19 protein-coding genes are annotated in these 20,822 nt (G+C 68.4%); 9 read left to right on the forward strand and 10 right to left on the reverse strand.

Going from position 1 to position 20,822, the window contains the following annotated elements:
• Positions 1-16: 16 nt before the first annotated feature.
• Positions 17-262, reverse strand: coding sequence for a hypothetical protein (locus C7416_RS17285; RefSeq protein WP_111520051.1), 246 nt, complete (start codon positions 260-262; stop codon positions 17-19).
• A 229-nt stretch (positions 263-491) separates the two neighbouring features.
• Between C7416_RS17285 and C7416_RS17290 the strand changes: the two genes are divergently transcribed.
• The 8 genes from C7416_RS17290 to C7416_RS17325 all read left to right on the forward strand — a co-directional run bounded on the left by C7416_RS17290 (position 492) and on the right by C7416_RS17325 (position 11,638).
• Positions 492-1,649, forward strand: a complete 1,158-nt coding sequence (locus C7416_RS17290; protein ID WP_111520052.1) for an acyl-CoA dehydrogenase family protein — start codon at positions 492-494, stop codon at positions 1,647-1,649.
• Between the two features lie 328 nt (positions 1,650-1,977).
• Positions 1,978-3,381 (forward strand): TolC family protein, encoded by a 1,404-nt coding sequence (locus C7416_RS17295; RefSeq protein WP_111520053.1) that lies wholly within the window; start codon positions 1,978-1,980, stop codon positions 3,379-3,381.
• Between the two features lie 54 nt (positions 3,382-3,435).
• Positions 3,436-4,629, forward strand: coding sequence for an efflux RND transporter periplasmic adaptor subunit (locus C7416_RS17300; RefSeq protein WP_111520054.1), 1,194 nt, complete (start codon positions 3,436-3,438; stop codon positions 4,627-4,629).
• A 13-nt stretch (positions 4,630-4,642) separates the two neighbouring features.
• Positions 4,643-7,765 carry an efflux RND transporter permease subunit gene (locus C7416_RS17305; protein ID WP_111520055.1) on the forward strand — a complete coding sequence of 1,041 codons (3,123 nt, stop codon included), beginning with the start codon at positions 4,643-4,645 and terminating at the stop codon, positions 7,763-7,765.
• Between the two features lie 327 nt (positions 7,766-8,092).
• Positions 8,093-8,707, forward strand: a complete 615-nt coding sequence (locus C7416_RS17310) for a hypothetical protein (RefSeq protein WP_111520056.1) — start codon at positions 8,093-8,095, stop codon at positions 8,705-8,707.
• 117 nt (positions 8,708-8,824) lie between these two features.
• Positions 8,825-9,028 (forward strand): CsbD family protein, encoded by a 204-nt coding sequence (locus tag C7416_RS17315; protein ID WP_111520057.1) that lies wholly within the window; start codon positions 8,825-8,827, stop codon positions 9,026-9,028.
• A gap of 220 nt (positions 9,029-9,248) precedes the next feature.
• Positions 9,249-10,034: a GntR family transcriptional regulator gene (locus C7416_RS17320; protein ID WP_111520058.1), complete on the forward strand. Its 786-nt coding sequence runs from the start codon at positions 9,249-9,251 to the stop codon at positions 10,032-10,034.
• Between the two features lie 59 nt (positions 10,035-10,093).
• A complete protein-coding gene (locus C7416_RS17325) occupies positions 10,094-11,638 on the forward strand; it encodes an acetolactate synthase large subunit (RefSeq protein ID WP_111520235.1) in 1,545 nt (514 codons plus the stop codon).
• A 13-nt stretch (positions 11,639-11,651) separates the two neighbouring features.
• Here the strand turns inward: C7416_RS17325 and C7416_RS17330 are convergent, their stop codons facing one another.
• Entirely contained in the window at positions 11,652-12,062 is a 411-nt protein-coding gene (locus tag C7416_RS17330) for a hypothetical protein (RefSeq protein WP_111520059.1), read from the reverse strand.
• A gap of 122 nt (positions 12,063-12,184) precedes the next feature.
• Between C7416_RS17330 and yddG the strand changes: the two genes are divergently transcribed.
• Entirely contained in the window at positions 12,185-13,129 is a 945-nt protein-coding gene (gene yddG, locus C7416_RS17335; protein ID WP_111520060.1) for an aromatic amino acid DMT transporter YddG, read from the forward strand.
• 9 nt (positions 13,130-13,138) lie between these two features.
• On the opposite strand, the gene C7416_RS17340 is transcribed toward yddG, so the two are convergent.
• The 8 genes from C7416_RS17340 to C7416_RS17375 all read right to left on the reverse strand — a co-directional run bounded on the left by C7416_RS17340 (position 13,139) and on the right by C7416_RS17375 (position 20,635).
• Positions 13,139-13,522: a response regulator transcription factor gene (locus C7416_RS17340; protein WP_111520061.1), complete on the reverse strand. Its 384-nt coding sequence runs from the start codon at positions 13,520-13,522 to the stop codon at positions 13,139-13,141.
• Positions 13,523-13,591: 69 nt separating this feature from the next.
• Positions 13,592-14,698 carry a porin gene (locus C7416_RS17345; RefSeq protein ID WP_111520062.1) on the reverse strand — a complete coding sequence of 369 codons (1,107 nt, stop codon included), beginning with the start codon at positions 14,696-14,698 and terminating at the stop codon, positions 13,592-13,594.
• Complete coding sequence (locus C7416_RS17350) at positions 14,685-14,963, reverse strand: XapX domain-containing protein (protein ID WP_111520063.1); 279 nt, start codon at positions 14,961-14,963, stop codon at positions 14,685-14,687. Before C7416_RS17350 ends, C7416_RS17345 begins: the two co-directional genes overlap by 14 nt.
• 28 nt (positions 14,964-14,991) lie before the next feature.
• The gene (locus C7416_RS17355) at positions 14,992-16,623 is read right to left on the reverse strand and encodes an MFS transporter (protein WP_111520064.1); all 1,632 of its coding nucleotides are present in this window, start codon (positions 16,621-16,623) and stop codon (positions 14,992-14,994) included.
• A gap of 5 nt (positions 16,624-16,628) precedes the next feature.
• Positions 16,629-17,090, reverse strand: a complete 462-nt coding sequence (locus tag C7416_RS17360) for a DoxX family protein (RefSeq protein ID WP_111520065.1) — start codon at positions 17,088-17,090, stop codon at positions 16,629-16,631.
• Between the two features lie 40 nt (positions 17,091-17,130).
• Positions 17,131-18,993, reverse strand: coding sequence for an amidohydrolase (locus C7416_RS17365; protein WP_198035622.1), 1,863 nt, complete (start codon positions 18,991-18,993; stop codon positions 17,131-17,133).
• A 79-nt stretch (positions 18,994-19,072) separates the two neighbouring features.
• On the reverse strand, positions 19,073-19,894 hold the full coding sequence (locus C7416_RS17370; protein WP_111520067.1) for an alpha/beta fold hydrolase: 822 nt from the start codon (positions 19,892-19,894) through the stop codon (positions 19,073-19,075).
• A 54-nt stretch (positions 19,895-19,948) separates the two neighbouring features.
• A complete protein-coding gene (locus tag C7416_RS17375; protein WP_111520068.1) occupies positions 19,949-20,635 on the reverse strand; it encodes a hydrolase in 687 nt (228 codons plus the stop codon).
• Positions 20,636-20,822: the final 187 nt, after the last annotated feature.

Below are 20,822 nucleotides of genomic sequence, written 5' to 3' on the forward strand. Positions count from 1 at the left end.
CGTTGGCGCCCGGCTGTCAGATCCGCACCGGCACCAGCCGGGCCGACGGCGCGGGCACGGCCACTAACCGCCATTGCCGCACGCGCCGCGTCCGGCCGCCGCCACCGCGGCGTGGCGGGCGCGGTTCCAGGCCGGCAAAGCGCCCGTGCAACTGCGCGCGCGCAAACAAGGGCTCCGGCACCCGCGTGCCGATCAGCCAGGTGACGCTGCCCCCCAATGCCATCAGTGCCAGCGCCAGTCCAATCCAGAGGATGGCTTCCATGTTCCCGCTCCATCGAATCGTTATCTGTGGTTCCAGTATTGGCACAAAGCGTGCCGGCGGGTAAATGAAAGTTATTTGAACTTCATATCAATGAAATTGCATTGAATCGGCTTTCCAGTGCTGCAGAAGGCTGTTCCGCAGGGTAAGAAAAATCATCCGTTCCGACGAATCTCATCGACGTCGCGCGACCGACACTGGCCTGGTCGATCAAAAACCCCTGGAGACCCTGATGCAACGCCTGATCTTCGAAGCCGAACACGACGCCTTCCGCGAATCCGCCCGCCGCTTCTACCAGCGCGAGGTCGGCCCGCACGGCGAGCGCTGGCGCGAACAGGGCTGCGTGGACCGCGAGGTGTTCCGCAAGGCCGGCGAGCAGGGCTACCTACTGATGTGGGCCGACGAGCAATACGGCGGCGCCGGCGTGCAGGACTTCCGCTACGAGCAGATCCTGATCGAGGAAAACGCGCGCCACGGCGACTCGGGCTTCTTCGGCACGCTGCACTCGCGCCTGGTAGCGCCCTACATCGGCCGCATCGGCAATGAAGAGCAGCGCCAGCGCCTGCTGCCGGCGGCGGCGCGCGGCGAGTCGATCTTCGCCGTGGCCATGACCGAGCCGCAGACCGGTTCCGACCTGGCCGGCATCCGCACCCGCGCCGAGGACCATGGCGACCACTGGGTGCTGAACGGCGCCAAGACCTATATCTCGAACGGCCAGCTGGCCGACGTGGTGGTCGTGGTGGCCCGCACCGACCCGGAGCGCAGCCATGGCCTGACGCTCTTCATCGTCGAACGCGGCATGCCCGGCTTCGAGCGCGGGCGCAAGCTGCGCAAGCTGGGCCTGCACTCGCAGGACACCTCGGAGCTGTTCTTCGACAACGTCAAGGTGCCCAAGGCCAACGTGCTGGGCGAACCCGGCCAGGCCTTCCGCTACCTGACGCGCCATCTGGCCGAAGAGCGCCTGATCGGCGCCTGCGGCTACATGGCGTCGGCGCAAGTGGCGTTCGACATCACGCTGGACTACGTGCGCGAGCGCAAGGCCTTCGGGCGCGCCATCGGCACGTTCCAGAACTCGCGCTTCAAGCTGGCCGAACTGCGCGCGCAGCTCGATGCGCTGCAGACCTTTGTCGACCAGTGCGTGCTGCAACACAATGCCGGCACGCTGACGGTGGAGACCGCGGCGTCGGCCAAGCTGCTGACCTCCGAGTTGCAGGGGCGCATGGTCGACGAGGGCGTGCAGCTGCACGGCGGCGCCGGCTATATGGAGGAATACCGCATCTGCCGCATGTATGCCGATGCGCGCATCTCGCGCATCTATGCCGGCAGCAGCGAGATCATGAAGGAGATCATCGGCCGCGGCCTGGGGCTGGATGACCGGGTGAAGGCATAAGCGCAGTCAGGAAAGTCTGACGGCACGGCCGGCAACGGCCTTGCCGTTTGTCGTTTTTGGCGAATGGTCAGGGTTTTCGCGTACATAAAGGCTTTTGTCAGGCGAATGAAAGCCGTTTGTAAAGCGGTTCGGTTTGAATGCGGGCGGGAGATCGTGTCCGGGTGGCGTAGACAGCATCAGGACAGCGGGCGAGGGCGCACCAAGACAGCCACGCCGCGCATCCGCATCGCGGACGGTGGCGCAGGATGATTTTTTGCGCTGCCGGTGAACCGTTTGGCGGGCACGGTCGTTTAACCGCAGACCGTTTTCGAACCGAGCCTGACTGACCGTGCCTTTTGCCTTATCCCGTATTGCCGCAGGTTCCCTGCTGGTATTGGCGGCCGTAGCGAGCCTGGCTGCCGAACGTCCCACCGATCCGCAATCTTCCGCAACCTCCGCGGAATCCACCCAAGCCGAACAGGCCGATGGCCCGTGCACGTCGCCACCCGCGGGCGCTGCGCTGACTTTAGCCCAGGTGCGCCTTGACGCGTTGCGTTGCAACCGCACCATCATCGCCGCGCGCCGCGGCGTGGAAGCGAGCCAGGCCGACATACAGATCGCGTCGCAGCGCCCCAACCCGGTGCTGAGCCTGGGCGTGGAAAACATCAACCCGCATGCCGGCGTCGGCGCGGGCAACCTGCGCAGCAAGACCGTGGATTCCACGGTGCGGGTGGATCAGCTGATCGAAACGGCCAACAAGGGCAACCTGCGCGTCGACGCCGCGCGCAAGGCCAGCGCCGCCGCCGGCGAAGTGGTGCAGGCCGTGGTGGCGCAACAGGCCGGCATGGTGGAGCAGGCCTACTTCGATGCCCTGGCCAGCCAGGAACGCGTGGCCGTGCTGCGCGAGACGCTGGCGCTGTACGAGCGCACCCGCCAGGCCAGCGAGACGCGCCTCCGGGCCGGCGACGTGGCGCGCGCCGACGTGACCAAGCTGCAGCTGGATGCGCTGCGCGCGCAGAACGACATGCGCCAGGCCATCACCGACCATTACCGCGACAAGGCCCTGCTGGCGCAGGCGATGGGCGTGCCCGGCACGCTTGCCGACAACCGGCTGGTGGCCGACTGGCCGGCGCTCGATGCCGCGGTGCCGCCGGCGGATCCCGACACGCTCCAGCGCCGCCCCGACGTGACCGCCGCCGAGGCGCGGCTGGCCGCCGCCGCGGCATCGCGCGATCTCGCCCGTGCCGGCCGCGTCCCCGACGTGACCATCGGCGCGCAGGCCGAGCACTATCCGACCTCGCCGTCCAACAGCTCCGGCTCCGGCAACAGCTTCGGCGTGTTCCTGTCGATCCCGCTGCCGGTGCGCCACAGCAACGGCGGCGAGGCGCGCCGCGCCGAGGTCGATTACTACGCGGCGCTCGACGACCGCAACCGCGTGATGCTGGAAGCCGGCAACGAGATCGACCGGCTGCGCAGCCAGCTCGAGACCGCCCGCCAGTCGCTGCGCCAGATGCGGGACGAAGTGCTGCCCGCCGCGGAAAGCGTCGCCGGCAACGCCGAGTTCGCCTATAGCAAGGGCGCAAGCGGTGTGCTCGATTTGCTGGATGCACGGCGCGCGCTGCGCCAGACCCGGCTCGATGCGGTGGCGGCGCAGGGCGAATACGCCAAGGCGCTGTCGGCGTACCGCGCCGCGCTGCAAACCTCGACCACCGCGGCGCCGGCCCGCACTGCCGCCACCCCCGCGCGTCCCTGAACCGCCGTACCCGCGATCCCGCCGATGTCTTTCCTGTCACGCATGTCCCGCCGCATGTCATTCCCCAGCGCCGCCTCGCCGGCCCGCATTTCCGCCCTGTTGGCGATGTCGTTGTGCGCGCTCGCGCTGGCCGCGTGCGGCAAGTCCGAAGCCCCCAGGGCCGATGACGATCCCAAGGTCAGCGGCAACACCATCCAGTTCCCGGCCAGCGTGAAGACGCTGCCCGGCATTGCCGGCGAGGCCGCCACCACCGGCGGCGAGCGCGTGCTGAGCCTGCCCGGCCGGCTGGTGTGGAACGAGGACAAGACCGTGCGCGTGGCGACGCCGTTTGCCGGGCGCGTGACCGAGGTGCTGGTGCAGCCTGGCGCCACCGTCAAGGCCGGCCAGCCGCTGGCGATGCTGACCTCGCCGGATTTCGGCGTGGCCCAGGCCGATGCGCGCAAGGCCGCCGCCGACAGCGCGGTCGCGGCCAAGGCGCTGGCGCGCCAGCGCGAACTGTATGGCGCCGGCATCATCGCGCAGAAGGAACTGGAGCAGGCCCAGGCCGATGCCGCGCGCGCCGCGGCGGACCTGCAGCGCACCCGGGCGGCGCTGAGCCAGTACGGCGCGGCCGCAGCAGGGCCGGATGGCATCAATCAGCGCTTCGCGCTGCGCAGCCCGATCGACGGCCTGGTGGTCGAGCGCAACATCAATCTCGGCATGGAACTGCGCCCCGACCAGCCGCCGGCCGCGCCGCTGTTCCTCGTCACCGACCCGACCACGCTGTGGGCGCAGGTCGATGCGGGCGAGGCCGACCTGAAGCTGTTCAAGCCGGGTGTCGATGTGCAGTTGGCCACCGCCGCCTGGCCCGGCGAAACCTTTGCCGGCACCGTGGTCAAGATTGCCGACTATGTCGATCCGACCGCGCGCAGCATCAAGGTGCGGCTGAGCGTGCCCAATCCCGAACGCCGCCTGAAGGCGGAGATGTTCGTCACCGCCAGGCTGCCGGCGGCGTCGTTCAAGGGCATCGCGGTGCCGTCCAAGGCGGTGTTCCTGGCCGACAACCGCAACTATGTGTTCGTGCGCACCGCGCCGAATACCTTCGAGCGCCGCCTGGTGCGCGTGGGCGTGACGCTGCCCGGCACCACCGAGCTGCTCGAAGGCGTGAAGGACGGGGAGACCGTGGTCAGCGAAGGCAATCTCTACCTGCAGGACATCCTGCGCGATGCCACCGCGGTGAACGCGGCGCGCGCGGCGGAAAAACGTTGAGGACGATCGCCCCATGATTTCGCGCATCGTCAGCTTTGCCCTGCACCAGAAGCTCTTTGTCTGGCTGGGCCTGATCCTCTTCGTCGGCGGCGGCATCGCCGCGTTCAAGAACTTGCCGATCGAGGCCTTCCCGGATGTGTCGGACATCCAGGTCAACGTCATCACGCTCTACCCGGGGCGCGCCGCCGAAGAAGTCGAGCGCCAGGTCACGATCCCGATCGAGACCGCGCTGGCGGGCACGCCCAACGCGGTGCGGGTGTTCTCGCATACGCAGTTCGGCCTGTCGTTCATGATGGTGACCTTCAATGACAAGGCCACCGACGTGGCCGCGCGCCAGCAGATCCTGGAGCGGCTGCGCAGCGTCGATCTGCCCGACGGCGTGCATCCGGACCTGGCGCCGCTGTCCACCGCGATCGGCGAGATCTACCGCTTCCGCCTGACCGGCAAGGGCTATACGCCGCAGGAGCTGCGCACGCTGCAGGACTGGGTGGTCGAGAAGAACCTGCGCCAGGTGCCGGGCGTGGCCGACCTGGTCACCATCGGCGGCACCATCAAGCAGTATGAGGTCAACCCCAACCTGGCGCGCATGCGCGACGCGCGGATCTCGCTGTCGCAGCTGTTCACCGCGCTGCAGCGCGCCAACGCGAATGCCGGCGGCGGCGCGGTGGCGCACGGGCGCCAGCAGTTCCTGCTGCGCTCGCTGGGCAGCTTCCGCACCTCGGCCGATATCGCCAACGTGGTGGTGGCGGAGAACAACGGCACCCCGATCCTGGTCAAGGACATCGCCGACGTGCGCGTCGGCAGCGCGCCGCCGCAGGGCCTGATGGGGCAGGACGACGAGGAGGATATCGTCTCGGGCATCGTGGTGATGCGCAAGGGCGAGAACCCGTCGCTGGTGCTGGAAGCGCTGAAGCAGAAGATCGCACTGCTCGACGACCAGATCCTGCCCAAGGGCGTGAAGATCGTGCCGTACTACGACCGCTCCACGCTGATCGACAAGACCCTGCACACGGTGTTCGGCAACCTGGTCGAGGGCGCGCTGCTGGTGATGGCGGTGCTGTACCTGTTCCTGGCCAACGTGCGCGCCGCGGCGATCGTGGCGCTGATCATCCCGCTGGCGTTGCTGTCCACCTTCATCGGCCTGACCTGGGTCGGGATTCCGGCCAACCTGCTGTCGCTTGGCGCGATGGACTTCGGCATCATCGTCGACGGCGCGGTGATCGTGGTCGAGAACATCTTCAAGCGCCTGGGCGAGCTCAAGGCGCAGCAGATCCAGGACAGCCGGGCGCGCCTGCACGCGATCCTGCAGGCCACCACCGAGGTGGGCCGCCCGACCGTGTTCTCGATGGTCATCATCATCGCGGCGCACATCCCGATCTTTACGCTGCAGCGGCACGAGGGCAAGATCTTCGCGCCGATGGCGTACACGGTGACGGGTGCGCTGATCGGTTCGCTGATCCTGTCGCTGACGCTGGTGCCGCTGCTGTGCCACCTGCTGCTGAAGAAGAATATCGCGCACGACGACAACTTCCTGGTGCGCCACTGCAAGCGGCTCTACGAACCGATGCTGGCCTGGGCGCTGGACCACAAGAAGCTGGTGGTGGGCGCGGCGCTGGGCCTGCTGGTGGTGACCATCGGCGCGGGCAAGTTCCTCGGCAGCGAATTCCTGCCCGAGCTGGACGAGGGCTCGATGTGGGTCAGCTTCGACCTGCCGGCCTCGGTCTCGATCGACGAGGCGCGCGACCAGGCGCGGCTGCTGCGCAGCGTGATCCGCCAGACGCCGGAGGTCAACACCACCATCTCCAAGGTGGGCCGGCCCGACGACGGCACGGATCCCAAGCTGATCAACACCGTCGAGATCCTGGTCGATCTCAAGCCCGAGAAACAATGGCGCGCCGGCCTGGACAAGCGCGCCATCATCGGCGAGATCGACCGCAACCTGCGCCGGCTACCCGGCATCGAGCCCAATTTCTCGCAGCCGGTGCGCGACAACATCCTCGAGAGCATCTCGCAGATCAAGGGCCAGATCGTGATCAAGGTACAGAGCGACAGCCTCGAGCAGAACAAGAAAGTCGCCGACCAGATCCTGGCCAACGTGCAGTCGGTCAAGGGTGTGATGCGCGCCTTTATCGACCGCGACGGCGAGCTGCCGCAGTACGTGCTGGAATTCGACCGCGCCCAGGCCGCGCGCTACGGCATCAACGTGGCCGACGTGCAGGAGCTGATGGAAACCGCGCTGGCCGGCAAGGCCGCCACCGAGCTGTGGGAAGGCGAGAAGCACTTCAGCGTGGCGGTGCGGCTGAAGCCGTCCGAGCGCGCGCTGCCCAACCTGCCCAACATCTTCATGCAGACCGCCGATGGCGCGCAGGTGCCGCTGTCGCAGCTGGTGAGCTTCCGCGCCGCCTCTGGTGCGATGAATATCAGCCGCGAGAATGGCCAGCGCACCACCTCGATCGGCATCTTCATCCATGACCGCGACATGGGCAGCGTGGTCAAGGACATGCAGAAGCTGGTGGCGAAGAACGTCCGGGCCGACGACGTCAAGATCAGCTGGTCGGGCGAGTTCGAGAACCAGGAGCGCGCCATGGCGCGGCTGTCGATCGTGGTGCCGCTGTCGGTGCTGGTGATCTTCCTGCTGCTGTTCAATGCGTTCAAGTCGTTCAAGAGCGCCACGCTGATCATCTCGAACATCCCGTTCGCGCTGATCGGCGGCGTGTTCGCGCTACTGCTGACCGGCATCCCGCTGTCGGTGTCGGCGGCGATCGGCTTTATCGCGCTGTTCGGCCAGGCGGTGCTCAACGGCGTGGTGATGGTGACCTACTTCAACCAGCTGCGCGAAGAGGGCATGCCGGTGCGCCAGGCCGTGCTGACCGGCTCGATGGACCGGCTGCGCACGGTGCTGATGACCGCGCTGCTGGCGATGCTGGGGCTGTTCCCGATGGCGGTCTCGCGTGCCATCGGCTCGGAGACGCAGCGGCCGCTGGCCATCGTCATCATCGGCGGGCTGATCACCGCGACCGTGCTGACGCTGATCGTGCTGCCGACGCTCTATGAATGGATGGTGGGACGCAACTGGCCGGACGAGGAGGGCGCAGCGCCTGACGAGAACCGGATCACGCCTTCGATTTCGGGGTAACGCCGGCCCCGCTTGAAAGGCCTTTGGTGCTTCGTCATACCGCTGGTTTGCTCCCCTCTCCCGCAAGCGGGAGAGGGAGTAGCCAAGCGGGATTTGGAAAGCCCGCGGTGTTTCATTTGGCGCCAACCCTGCCGCAACCAGGTGCATGTCCCGCCGTCGTGTGCCTCGCCCGATTCGCTATGTCGGAATAGTCTGACGCCCCTTTCGGAGCCCAACGCCTGCTGACCCCATCCCCCCGGGCCTACTCTGTACATACGGCGTGGCCAGCAGCATAGCCGCCGGCCTCTCATGCGTACCCTTACGCAATCACCCGGAAAGGAGCTCGACATGATGAAGAAATGGCTGACCGCAGCAGTGTGTTCGATGATGGTTGCCGCCCCGGCAGGCATGGCCCTGGCGCAGACGACGGCACCGGCACCGGCAACGACGGCCGGAACGGCTGCAACCGGCGCAAGGGCAGACTATGACGCCGCAGTGAAGCAGGCCGACGCGGACTACAAGGCTGCCTCTGCCAAGTGCGATGGCATGAAGGACAACGCCAAGGACGTCTGCAAGGCCGAGGCCAAGCGCGACCGCGACGTGGCCAAGGCGCAGGCCGAAGCGCGTCGTGACGGCACGCAAAAGTCGATGGCCAAGGCCGAGAAGACCAAGGCCGACCGCGACTATGACGTCGCCAAGGAAATGTGCGACGACAAGAAGGGCAACGACAAGGACGTCTGCAAGAAGGACGCCAAGGCCGCCCATGAAAAAGCCCTGACCGCCGCCAAGGTCGACAAGGCCGCGGCGACCGGTTCGCGCAGCGACGTGGCCGAAGCACGCGCCGATGCGAAGAAGGACACCACTGACGCCGCCTACAAGGCTGACAAGGAACGCTGCGACGCCCTGTCCGGCGATTCCAAGGACAAGTGCCAGGCCGACGTGAAGGCCAAGTACGGCAAGTAAAGCAGGGCAAGCAAGCCGCGTTAACACGGTCCTGCCCCGCCGGGGCGGGCCGTCCATCGCACCACACGCAAGGGGACGCCGCCGGCGCCCCCTTGCCATGACAGCAAGGAGCACGACATGAACTGGGATCAGATCGAAGGCAAGTGGGATCAGGCCAAGGGCAAGGTCAAGGAGAAGTGGGGCAAGCTCACCGACGACGACATCACGCAGATCAATGGCAAGCGCGACCAGCTCGCCGGCCGCATCCAGGAGCGCTACGGCTACACCAAGGAGCAGGCCGAGGAAGAGATGAAGGCGTGGGAACGGGATGTGCGGTGGTAAGACGCTGCACGACGGTTTTGCAGGGCGCCTTCGGGCGCTTTTTTTTGTGCCTGACTGCCGGGGCTGTTGCGCCGGCGTACCCGGCGAGTCACTTGCTGGCGTCTGCCGCGCCGACCAAGGTTAACCCTAGTAGTCTACTTTTATAGACTTTTTATACTGTCCCCCACCGCCCGCCGGCATCCGCCGGCGCCTCGACCTGCCCGGCACCGGGCACCTGCCCATGCCGGATCCTCTTTCCAGCGAACTGTTGTCCCGCAGCCGCCAGCCGGTCTACCTGCAGCTGGCCACCATCTTTCGCCGCCAGATCGAAAGCGGCGCCTGGCGCCAGGGGACGCGCATCCCGTCGCTGGAGCAGCTGTGCCGCCAGTACGGCGTGGCGCGCATGACCATGCATCACGCGCTGTCGATGCTCGACGAGGAAGGGCTGCTGGAGCGCTCGCGCGGCCGCGGCACCTTCGTCAAGGCGCCGTGCCGGGCGCGGCGGCAGGTGTCGCTGTCGACCAGCTGGGACGAGGCTGTCGCCGTCGGCGCGCAGCTCGATACCGAAGCCATGGTCGAATCCGCCGGCAATGTGCCGCTGCCGGACGACCTGGGCATGCCGTGCGCCGGCGAGCGGGCGCCCGCCTACCACTTCCTGCGCCGGCTGCACCGCCTCGACGGGCGCCCCTTCGCCGTTGGCGAGGTCTATATCGAGGCGGAGGTGTTTGCGCGCGATCCCGAGGCCTTCCGCCAGGGCGCGTCGGTGCCGGTGCTCGACCGCTTTCCCGGCCTGTCGGTCAGCACGGCGCGGCAGCGGCTGTCGATCGTCGCGGCCGGCGCGGGATCGGCGGCCGCGCTGGCGCTGGCGGTCGGTGCGCCGGTCGCGGAGCTGCGCCGCTTTGCCTGTGTGCCGTCGGCCACGGCAGCGGGCGCCGAACGCATCGTCTATTTCGCCCGCATCGAATTTCCCACCGAGTTCGTCTGCCTCGATTTCGACCTGCTGGCCGCGCGCCCGCATCCGGCATGACTGACCCGCATCCCAGCCAAACCACCAACCACCGGACCCCAATGGACAACGCACAACCGATGAATGGCGCCGAGAGCCTGGTCAAGACCCTGCTGGCCAATGGCGTGGACACCTGCTTTGCCAACCCCGGCACCAGCGAGATGCATTTCGTCGCGGCGCTGGACCGCATTCCGGGCATGCGCTGCGTGCTGGGGCTGTTCGAGGGCGTGGTCACCGGCGCCGCCGACGGCTACGCGCGCATGGCCGGCAAGCCCGCCGCCACGCTGCTGCATTGCGGCCCGGGGCTGGCCAACGGCCTGGCCAACCTGCACAACGCGCGCCGCGCGCAGACGCCGGTGGTCAATATCATCGGCGACCAGGCCACCTACCACCGGCCGCTGGACGCGCCGCTGACGGCCGACACCGAAGGCTGGGCGCGGCCGGTCTCGGTGTGGACGCGCACCGCCACGCAGGCGGCTTCGGTCGGGGCCGATGCGTCGGCCGCGGTGCAGGCCGCCTGCGCCGCGCCGGGCGGCGTCGCCAGCCTGATCCTGCCGTCCGACGTGTGCTGGGATGCGGGCGGCGTGGTGGCCGCGCCGCTGCCGGCGCTGGCGGTGCCCAAGGTCTCGCCCGATGCCGTGCAGCAGGCCGCGCGCGTGCTGCGCTCGGGCCAGCCGACGCTGATCGTGCTGGCCGGCAGTGCGCTGCGCGAGGCGCCGCTGGCCGACGCCCACCGCATCGCCGCGGCCACCGGTGCGCGGCTGATCTCGCCCATGTCCAATGCGCGCGTCACGCGCGGGCGCGGCCGCCTGGCGGTGGACCGCGTGCCGTATTCCGGCGATGCCGCGCGCGACAAGCTGGCCGGCATCCGCAACGTGATCCTGGTGGGCGCGCCGGCGCCGGTAACGTTCTTTGCCTACCCGGGCAAGTCGCCGCGCCCGTATCCGGAAGATGCCGCGGTGCATGTGCTGGCGCGCGCGGAAGAAGACCTGGCCGAAGCGCTGGCACGGCTGGCCGATGAACTCGGCGCGCGCCAGGCGCAGCTGCCCGCCGCGGCTGTCCCCGCGCCGGTGGAACCCGCGCGCGGCGCGGTCACCTCCGAGGCGGTGGCGCGCACGCTTACCGCGCTGCTGCCCGAGCAGGCCATCGTGGTGGAAGAGAGCGTCAGCTTCGGCCGCGCCTTCTATCCCGGCACCGTGCACGCCGCACCGCACGACTGGCTGCAGCTGACCGGCGGCGCCATCGGCGCGGGCCTGCCGCTGGCGCTCGGCGCGGCGGTGGCGGCGCCCGGCCGGCGCGTGGTGGCGCTGCAGGCCGACGGCTCGGCCATGTATACGCTGCAATCGCTATGGACCATGGCGCGCGAACAGCTCGACGTCACCGTGGTGCTGCTGGCCAACCGCAAGTACGCCATCCTGCTGGGCGAACTGGCCGGCGTCGGCGCCAACCCCGGCAAGACCGCGCTCGACATGCTCGACATCGGCAACCCCGACCTGGACTGGGTCAGGCTGGCCGGCGGCATGGGCGTGGAGGGGGCGCAGGCCACCGACATGGAAGGCTTCGCCGACCTGTTCCGCATGGCCAACGCGCGCAAGGGGCCGTTCCTGATCGAACTGGTGATCTAGTCGGCTGGGCGTTTCAGTCGGTAAGGTCCGGCCAACCCGGCGCCTCGCTGGCGCCGGGCAGTTGCTGCACCACGTGTTCATGCAAGCGCGACAGCTCCAGCGCGATGCCCTCCGGGAACCCCTGCCGCCCGCCGCGCTTGTCGATCAGCAGCTCGACCAGGAAGGCATGCAGCGCCGCTGGATTGGCGGCCAGCGCCGCCAGCTGGTTGCCGATGCGCGGATAGCGCCGGCACAGCACCAGCGGCCGCGCCTGGGCCGGCAGCGACACCAGCCAGCGCATGGCAACGTCCGACAGCGCTGCATCTTCCGGCGACGGCGCACGCCGCTGCTCGCTCCAGTCCGGCGCAGCCTGCACCGGCGGCGTGCCGTCCAGGATCTTCCTGGCTTCCTCGACGGTGACGAATTCAAAAGAGAGGGGTTCCATGCCGGCTCCGGGGATCGAACCGACGCGCGACGCGGCGTCGTTGCTGCATTCTAGCGGTGAGCGCATGCCTGCGCCGATCCAGTAAAGTAATGCCCCTTCCGTCCCATCGATCGCTTCATCCCATGGCAGTCATGCAGAAAAAACAGGCAACGCTGGTCGGGCTGGTCGCGGTGCTGCTCTGGAGTTGCATGATTGGCCTGATCCGCGGCGTCAGCGAGAGCTTCGGCGCCACCGGTGGCGCGGCGCTGATGTACACGGTGGCTTCCGCGCTGCTGTGGCTCACGGTGGGCAGTGTCCGGCTGCGGGCGCTGCCGCGCGCCTACCTGTTCTGGGGCAGAGTGCTGTTCGTGTCGTACGAGCTGTGCCTGTCGCTGTCGATCGGCTATGCCAGCAGCGGCAGGCAGGCGATCGAAGTGGGCATGGTCAACTACCTGTGGCCCAGCTTCACCATGCTGGCCGCCATCCTGTTCAACCGGCAGCGGGCCAGCTGGCTGATCGTGCCGGGTTTGCAGGTGGCCATGCTCGGCATCTGCCTGGTACTGGGCGGGGACCAGGGGCTCGATGTGGCGGGCATGGCGGCCAACGTGAGGGACAACCCGCTCAGCTACGGACTGGCCTTCGCGGGCGCGGTGATCTGGGCGGGCTACTGCACCGTGACCGCCCGCATCGCCCAGGGCAGGAACGCGGTCACGCTGTTCTTCATGCTGACGGCGCTGGCGTTGTGGATCAAGTACCTGTTCACCGGCGGCGAAGCGATGGTGTTCAGTGTTGCCGGCGTGGTCTACCTGGCGCTGGCTGCCGGTGCGATGGGCTTCGGCTATGCGGCGTGGAATGTCGGCATCCTGCACGGCAATGTGTCGGTGCTGGCGGGCGCATCGTATTGCATTCCGGTGCTGTCGGCCGCGCTGGCCGCCGCGCTGCTGCATGCGCCGCTGTCGTTCGCGTTCTGGAAGGGTGCTGCGATGGTGGGCGGCGGTTCCATCCTTTGCTGGCTCGCGACGCGCGGCAAAGGGCAACGCACCGCGCCAGCCGGCATAGTGAGTCGGGAGCCGGCGCACACGGAATGACTGCCCATGCTACGGCGTGTCGCGCGGCAGCCCCAGCGCCCGTTCGATGCACCGGATGATCTCGGTATCCTCGAACGGCTTGCCGATAAAGCACGCCGCACCCGCCGCCTGCGCGCGCGCTTCATATCCCTGCTTGTCGAAGGCGGTCATGAAGATCACCGGCATGCGCAGCCCGCGCGCGCGCAGCGCGGCGCTGAGCGCAAAGCCGTTCATGCCCGGCATCTGCACGTCCGCGACCACGCAGGCAATGCCGACGAGCGACGGCGATGCCAGCAGCTGTGCCGCCCCGGGGTAGAGCTCCACCGCCAGGTCGAAGGCGCGCAGCAGCCGCCCCATGGCGTGCCGCACGGCAGCGTCGTCGTCGACGATGGCAATCACGGGCGTGGCATTCACGCGAACTCCTCCAACAGGCGTGCGCGGTGGCAGGGGGTCACGCACGCCCCCTTTGCTGCGTGGGCGGCACTAGAAGGTATGCCGCAGCCCCAGCGCAAACGTCTGCGGGTCGGCGCCGGCGCGGATACCGAGGTCGTTGATGGCGAAGTCGTAGATCGCGTTGTCCGCATTGCTGATGCGGCTGTAGTAGGCGTACAGCGCGGTGCGCCGCGACAGCGGATAGTCGTAGCCGACCGTGAACTGCGTGGCGTGGGTCTGCGCGCCGCTGCGGAAGAAGCCGATGGTGTCCGTCGACGACCCGGTGCCGTTGGCCGCATAGGCCACGCCGATGCGCACGCTGCCCGTCCCCGCCTTTTGCACCAGCGAGGCATAGTAGGCGTTGCGCTGCAGGTCGCCGGTATCGGTGCGGTAGTGCAGGTGTTCGACCACCGCGGCCACGCGCGTGCCGGGCAGCAGCTGCCACGCCACGCCGGCCTTGAGCGCGTCGTCGTTGCGGCCGGCGGCCTGGTAGTGCTGGTGGCGCTCCCAGGCCAGGGTCGCGTTGAGCGGGCCGCGCTCATAGACCGCCGCCACCGAATACAGCGCGGGATTGCGCGCGACGGTGGCCTTCTCCTCGGGCAAGCCCCAGCCCAGCCAAAGGCTGAGGCCGGACCAGCGTGGCGTGCGGTACTGCACGATGTTCTTCTGGCGCCGGTCGAACGAGCTGGTGTTCTCGACATTGTCGGTGCTCGAGGCCGAGCCGTTGCCGATCAGCGCCATATAGCCCGCCGTGGTCGGGTAGTACGGGTCGTAGCCCATGGTGGCCTCGGTGTAGGGCGTGTGCCAGTGGCCCAGGAACAGCAGGCCAAGGCTGCCCTGCAGGCCGATGCGCGAATTGCGGCTGGCGATCTGGCCCTCGCCGGTATCCAGCGACAGCGCGCTTTCGATCTGCCACACGGCCTTGAGCGCGCCGCCCAGGTCTTCTTCGCCGCGCAGGCCGAAGACCGAGCGGTTGTTGTTCAGGCGCACGACACTGCCGAGAGCGGTGCCGTCGGTCGCGGTGCTGGCGCGGCTGTACTCGAGCGACGTGTTCAGGCGGCCGTAGACGGTGACGCTGCCGTCCGCCAGCGCAGGCGCGCACAGCACGGCGCAGCACGCGCCCAGCAGCGTGCAACAGGCCGGGCTAGTTCGCGGCATCGTCGGCGGGCGGCTTGCTGGCGGCGTTCAGGGTCGGCCCGGGGGTTCCGGTGATCTTGGGCATGCACTCGGCGTGGAACCACGCGGCCGTCACCGGTTCGCCGGCGAGCATGCGCTTGATCGGCGGCACCACCTGTTCGCCGATCAGCATGCCAAGCAGGCCGATCAGCGCCACCACCGGCGGCGCGGGTGAGCGGACCTGCATCAGTGCGTAAATGATGCCGACGAGGATGCCGGCGGCCAGGGAGACAAGGTAGAGCTTCATGGAATCGGTTCCTGACGAGGTTGACGAATCAGTGCGGCGCCGCCGGCGCAGGCGGCAGGCCCACGCCCAGCAGGTGCCGCACGCGTGGCGGCGTCTCGCGCGCATGGAAGCGCGTGATCTCGCGCTGCAGGTCGGCATCGGCGTGCGGCACGCGGCGGTGCTGGCGCAGGTGCTCGGCCCAGGATTCGACCAGGAACCACTCGGTCAGCAGTTCCGGATCGGCCGGATCTTCCATCACGCCCCAGTTGAAGGCGCCGTCGCGCAGCCGTTCTTCCGAGAGCTTGTGCACCGCGCGCAGGAAGGCATCGCGGTCTTCCGCGCGGACGCAGTACTCGATCAGGATCATCACCGGTCCGCGGTCATGCGCGATCTCTTCGGCGCCCTCCGGCTCCGGCCAGTGCTGGGCCGGCGCGAGGTCTTCCTCGCCACGCGGCAGGCGCAGCCGATGCAGCAGCAGCGCCGCGGCCAGCAGGCCGCCCGCGGCGACCAGCAGTCCGCCGGAGATGCCCAGCGCCTGCGCCACGAAGCCCCACACCAGGCTGCCCGCCGCCATCGCGCCGTTGAACACCATCTGGTAGACTGCCAGCGCGCGGCCGCGCACCCAGTTGGGCAGGATGGCCTGCGCCACGCCGCCCAGCGTCGTCAGTGCGGTGATCCAGGCGGCGCCGAGGAACAGCAACAGCGGCAGCGCCACCCACACCGGCGGCGCGATGCACAGCGCCGCCATCACCACGGCGGTGACGACGGCCGACAGTAGCACCATGCCGTCGGCGTCGAGCCTGCGCTGCAGCCGCGGCATCACCAGCGCGCCGAGGATCGCACCCAGGCCCACCGCGCCCAGCAATACGCCATAGAGGCTGGCGCCGCCCCGCAGCAGCTGCTTCGCCACCAGCGGCAACAAGGCCCAGATGCTGCTGCCGAAGGCGAAATGCACCGCCGCGCGCGCCAGCACGATATGCAGCTTGCTGTGCGCGCGGGTAAAGCGCAGCCCCGCGCGGAACGCGCCCAGGAAATGCTCGCGCAGCGGATCGGCGGCGCGCTGCGGGCGCTTCCACCACAGCAGCGCGGCGATCACGAAGACATAGCTGACCAGGTCCACGCCATACGTGGTGGCCGCGCCGAACGCCGCCAGCAGCAGGCCGCCGGCGGCCGGGCCGATCGCGCGCGCGATGTTGACGCCCAGCGCATTGAGCGCGACGGCGCGCTTGAGCTCCTGCTGCGGCACCAGTTCCGGCACGATCGATTGCCACGTGGGCCCCATCATCGCCGCGCCGATGCCGCCGAGGAAAGCCATGCCGATCAGGATCTCGATCGTCAGCGCCTGGCGCCAGGCCAGCACCATCAGCGTGCCGCTGACCATGGCCAGTCCCACCTGCACCGCGATCAGGAAGCGCCGGCGGTCGAGGATGTCGGACAGCACGCCGGCAGGGATCGCCAGCAGGAACACCGGCAGCGTGGCCGCGGCCTGGATCGTGGCGACCGCGGCGGGAGAGGTGGACAGGTCGGTGGCCAGCCACGCGCTGGCCACGTCGCGCATGAAGCTGCCGATATTGCCGAGGATGGTCGCGGCCCACAGTACCGCGAAGGTGGCCTGCGCCAGCGGCGCGAAGGTGCCGCCGTTGGCGGGCGTGGGCGCGGGGCGGAGTGCTTGTTCGGCCATGCGGGTCACCGCTCCGTCTGCGCGGGCGGCGTGCGCCGGGCGCGTTCGCGCAGGTCATGCCAGGCCACCAGCAGGAAGCCGCCCACCAGCCCCAGGTGTTCGAAGAAGGCGTTGGCCATCATGAACCTGGCGTCGGGCGGCGCCTGCCAGAAGCGGTTGGCGACGAAGGTCGCGGCCAGCGTGAACCCCGCCAGCGCCAGGGCGCCCAGCCAGCGGCGCCAGCCCAGCAGGATCATGGCGCACGCGCCCAGCTCCAGCACGATGGTCGCAATCGCCATCGGCACCGCCGGCGACAGGCCGAAATGCTGCATCTCGGCGACCGCGCCGCCAAAGTCGGCCAGCTTGACCAGGCCGCCCTGCAGGTAGGCCGCGCACAGCAGCAGCAGCGCCAGCCAGTGCAGCCAGCGCGGCATGCGCAGTGTGGCTGCGCCGGAGGAATCCGGCGTCAGCGTGGTGGGTTCAGGCATGGCCAGTCTCCGGGTGGGGGCGTTGGGAAAGTGGTTGAGATCAGAATGCCCAGCACGAGCAGCCGAGTGCACCCCAGAAGGTGCTTTCGTCGGCGGTCGGCACGCTCGCGGTCCAGGCCCTGGCATGCGCGTGGCCGTGTACGCCGCAGCTGCTGGCGCATCCGCACGCGGTGTTCATCGCCAGCTTGCGCGCCTGCGGCCGCGGCTGGTAGCCGCCCACATGCCGCACCGGCGACCAGTCCGGCATCGCCGGCGGGATCTGCGGCGACAGCTTGCTGAAGTCGCCGTCGCCATAGACCACCTTGCCGCCGAGGATGGTCAGCACCGAGGCGATGTCCTGGATCTCGTCGCCCGGCACGCTGAAGTAATCGGCCGACAGCACCGCCAGGTCGGCGAGCTGCCCCACCTTGATCTGGCCCTTCTTGCCGACTTCGGACGAGAACCAGGTATTGGCCTCGGTCCACAGCCGCAGTGCGGTCTCGCGGTCGAGCAGGTTGGCCTGCGGGTACATCGGCATGCCGCCCACGGTCTTGCCGGTGGTCAGCCAGTACAGCGACACCCACGGGTTGTACGAGGCCACGCGCGTGGCGTCGGTGCCGGCGCCGACCTTGACGCCTTTCTCCAGCATCTTCTTCACCGGCGGGGTGGCTTCGGCCGCGCGCGCGCCGTAGCGCTCGACGAAATACTCGCCCTGGTACGCCATGCGGTGCTGCACGGCGATGCCGCCGCCCAGCGCGGCAATGCGGTCGATATTGCGGTCGGAGATGGTCTCGGCGTGGTCGAAGAACCAGTTCAGGCCATCGAACGGGATCTCCTTGGCGACCTTCTCGTAGACGTCGAGCGCGCGCGAGATGGTCTGGTCATAGGTGGCATGCAGCCGCCACGGCCAGCGCTTTTCGGCCAGCAGGCGGATCACCGGCTCGAGGTCGGCTTCCATCGACGGCGCCATCTCCGGGCGCTCGACGCGGAAGTCCTCGAAGTCGGCCGCGGTGTAGACCAGCATTTCGCCGGCGCCGTTGTGGCGGTAGAGGTCGTCGCCCTGGCCGGGCCGGACCTGGGAGGTCCAGGTCTTGAAGTCCTTGAGTTCTTCCTTCGGCTTCTGTGTGAACAGGTTGTACGCGAGCCGCACCGTCAGCTGGCCTTCCTTGTGCAGTTCCTCGATGATGCTGTAGTCCTCGGGGTAGTTCTGGTAGCCGCCGCCCGCATCGATCACGCCGGTGACGCCAAGCCGGTTCACCTCGCGCATGAAATGGCGGGTCGAGTTCTTCTGGTACTCGGGCGGAAGCTTCGGGCCCTTGGCCAGCGTCGCGTACAGGATGGTTGCGTTGGGCTTGGCCAGCAGCAGGCCGGTGGGATTGCCGCGCGCATCGCGCACGATCTCGCCGCCCGGCGGGTTGGGCGTGTCCTTGTTGTAGCCGACCGCGCGCAGCGCGGCGCCGTTCAGGATGGCGCGGTCGTACAGGTGCAGGATGAACACCGGCGTATCGGGCGCCACTGCGTTCAGTTCCTCGATGGTGGGCAGGCGCTTCTCGGCGAACTGGTGCTCGGTGAAGCCGCCCACCACGCGCACCCATTGCGGCGCGGGCGTACGCGCGACCTGGTCCTTCAGCATCCGCATCGCATCGGCCAGCGAGCGCACGCCGTCCCAGCGCAGCTCCATGTTGTAGTTCAGGCCGCCGCGGATGATATGCATGTGGCTGTCGATCAGCCCGGGAATGGCCCGCCGGCCATTCAGGTCGATCACCTTCGTCTGCGGCCCGGCCAGCTTCATGATGTCCTGGCGCGTGCCGACGCCGACAAAGCGTCCGTCGCGCACGGCCACGGCGTCGGCTTGCGGGTTGGACTTGTCGAGCGTGGCGAACTTGCCGTTGACGAGGATGAGGTCAGGGGTTTCCGGTGACATGGCGAAGATCTCCGAGGAGGCGGCCGCGCCGAGCGCGGCGGCGGAGGCGATGAATTGCCGGCGGGTGACTGACATAAGCTCAGGCGTTCAGGAAGGCCAGCAGGTCGGCATTGACCTGGTCGGCGTTGATCACGCACATGCCGTGCGAGGCACCGGGGTAGACCTTCAGCGTGGCGTCCTTCACGATCTCGGCCGACAGCCGCGCCGAGTTGCCGATCGGCACTATCTGGTCGTCGTCGCCGTGGAGGATCAGCGTCGGCACGTCGATCTTCTTCAGGTCCTCGGTATAGTCCACTTCCGAGAACTCCCGGATGCAGGCGTACTGGCCGACGATGCCGCCGGCCATGCCCTGCGCCCAGAACGCGTCGATGGTGCCCTGCGAGGCCTTGGCGCCGTCGCGGTTGAAGCCGAAGAACGGCACCGCCAGGTCCCGGTAGAACTGCGAGCGGTTGTCGGCAACGCCCTTGCGGATGCCGTCGAACACCGCCATCGGCAGGCCGTTGGGGTAGGCCGTGGTCTTCAGCATCACCGGCGGCACCGCGCCGATCAGCACGGCCCTGGCCACGCGTTTGGTGCCGTGGCGGCCGATGTAGCGCGCCACCTCGCCGCCGCCGGTGGAGTGGCCCACCAGTGTCGCATCCTGCAGGTCCAGCGCGTCCAGCAGCGCCGCCAGGTCGTCGGCATAGGTGTCCATGTCGTTGCCCTGCGCGGGCTGGTCCGAGCGGCCGTGGCCGCGGCGGTCATGGGCGATCACGCGAAAGCCCTGCTGCACCAGGAACAGCATCTGCGCGTCCCAGGCGTCGGCATTGAGCGGCCAGCCGTGCGAAAACACGACCGGGCGGCCCGAGCCCCAGTCCTTGTAGAAGATCCGGGTACCGTCTTGGGTAGTAATGAAGCTCATGATTAACCTTTGCGATGGAGGAGGACGACAGCAGGCGGCGAGATCGCCTCAGGCTCAGCGCGCCGGCACCGGCGCGATCGACTCGTGCGGGGTGGCGGTGCGTTGCGGCGCCTTGTGGACCATGGTGTAAGCGTAGTCGACGCCCATGCCATAGGCACCGGAATGCTCCTTCACCAGCTTCATCACGGCGTCATACGTGTCGCGATGGGCCCAGTCGCGCTGCCATTCCAGCAGCACCTGCTGCCAGGTCACCGGCACGGCGCCGGCCTGCACCATGCGCTGCATGGCGTAGTCGTGCGCTTCCTTGCTGGTGCCGCCCGAGGCATCGGCCACCATGTAGATCTCGTAGTTGCCTTCGAGCATCGCGCACAGCGCGAAGGTGGTGTTGCAGACCTCGGTCCACAGGCCGGCGACGATGACCTTGTTGCGGCCGTTGGCCTTGAGCGCGTCGCGTACCTTCTGGTCGTCCCACGAGTTCATCGAGGTGCGCTCCAGGGTCTTCTGGTCCGGGAACACGTCGAGCAGTTCCGGATAGGTGAAGCCCGAGAACGACTCGCTCTCGACGGTGGTGATGGTGGTCGGGATATTGAAGATCTTGGCGGCCTTGGCCAGGCCGACCACGTTGTTCTTCATCGCCTGACGGTCCATCGACTGTACGCCGAAGGCCATCTGCGGCTGATGGTCGATGATGATCAGCTGGCTGTTCTGCGGGGTGAGGACTTCGAGCTTCGGGTTGGACATGGTGTCGTTCCTTGGGACCAGGGTTGAGCCGGGTGCGGTCCTTGCTTCAGCGCAAGGCCGCAACGCGGGAGGGGGCGGAGCAGGGCGGCGGGGTTGCATGACCGCAGCGCTGCCGCAGGGAAGACTAGTCGGTGTGGGCGCCAACGCAAATCGGATGTTCGTATTACCCTGCGGCCGCCGATGCCCA

The sequence above is a fragment of the Cupriavidus phytorum genome, assembly GCF_003254285.1.
In the GTDB taxonomy this organism is placed as follows: domain Bacteria; phylum Pseudomonadota; class Gammaproteobacteria; order Burkholderiales; family Burkholderiaceae; genus Cupriavidus; species Cupriavidus phytorum.

Excerpts from the sequence above, each read along its gene's own strand:
- C7416_RS17285 (WP_111520051.1), bottom strand. The coding sequence starts at position 262 with ATGGAAGCCATCCTCTGGATTGGACTGGCGCTGGCACTGATGGCATTG.
- C7416_RS17290 (WP_111520052.1), top strand. The coding sequence starts at position 492 with ATGCAACGCCTGATCTTCGAAGCCGAACACGACGCCTTCCGCGAATCC.
- C7416_RS17300 (WP_111520054.1), top strand. The coding sequence starts at position 3,436 with ATGTCATTCCCCAGCGCCGCCTCGCCGGCCCGCATTTCCGCCCTGTTG.
- C7416_RS17305 (WP_111520055.1), top strand. The coding sequence starts at position 4,643 with ATGATTTCGCGCATCGTCAGCTTTGCCCTGCACCAGAAGCTCTTTGTC.
- C7416_RS17310 (WP_111520056.1), top strand. The coding sequence starts at position 8,093 with ATGATGAAGAAATGGCTGACCGCAGCAGTGTGTTCGATGATGGTTGCC.
- C7416_RS17315 (WP_111520057.1), top strand. The coding sequence starts at position 8,825 with ATGAACTGGGATCAGATCGAAGGCAAGTGGGATCAGGCCAAGGGCAAG.
- C7416_RS17320 (WP_111520058.1), top strand. The coding sequence starts at position 9,249 with ATGCCGGATCCTCTTTCCAGCGAACTGTTGTCCCGCAGCCGCCAGCCG.
- C7416_RS17325 (WP_111520235.1), top strand. The coding sequence starts at position 10,094 with ATGAATGGCGCCGAGAGCCTGGTCAAGACCCTGCTGGCCAATGGCGTG.
- C7416_RS17330 (WP_111520059.1), bottom strand. The coding sequence starts at position 12,062 with ATGGAACCCCTCTCTTTTGAATTCGTCACCGTCGAGGAAGCCAGGAAG.
- yddG (WP_111520060.1), top strand. The coding sequence starts at position 12,185 with ATGGCAGTCATGCAGAAAAAACAGGCAACGCTGGTCGGGCTGGTCGCG.
- C7416_RS17345 (WP_111520062.1), bottom strand. The coding sequence starts at position 14,698 with ATGCCGCGAACTAGCCCGGCCTGTTGCACGCTGCTGGGCGCGTGCTGC.
- C7416_RS17350 (WP_111520063.1), bottom strand. The coding sequence starts at position 14,963 with ATGAAGCTCTACCTTGTCTCCCTGGCCGCCGGCATCCTCGTCGGCATC.
- C7416_RS17355 (WP_111520064.1), bottom strand. The coding sequence starts at position 16,623 with ATGGCCGAACAAGCACTCCGCCCCGCGCCCACGCCCGCCAACGGCGGC.
- C7416_RS17360 (WP_111520065.1), bottom strand. The coding sequence starts at position 17,090 with ATGCCTGAACCCACCACGCTGACGCCGGATTCCTCCGGCGCAGCCACA.
- C7416_RS17365 (WP_198035622.1), bottom strand. The coding sequence starts at position 18,993 with ATGTCACCGGAAACCCCTGACCTCATCCTCGTCAACGGCAAGTTCGCC.
- C7416_RS17370 (WP_111520067.1), bottom strand. The coding sequence starts at position 19,894 with ATGAGCTTCATTACTACCCAAGACGGTACCCGGATCTTCTACAAGGAC.
- C7416_RS17375 (WP_111520068.1), bottom strand. The coding sequence starts at position 20,635 with ATGTCCAACCCGAAGCTCGAAGTCCTCACCCCGCAGAACAGCCAGCTG.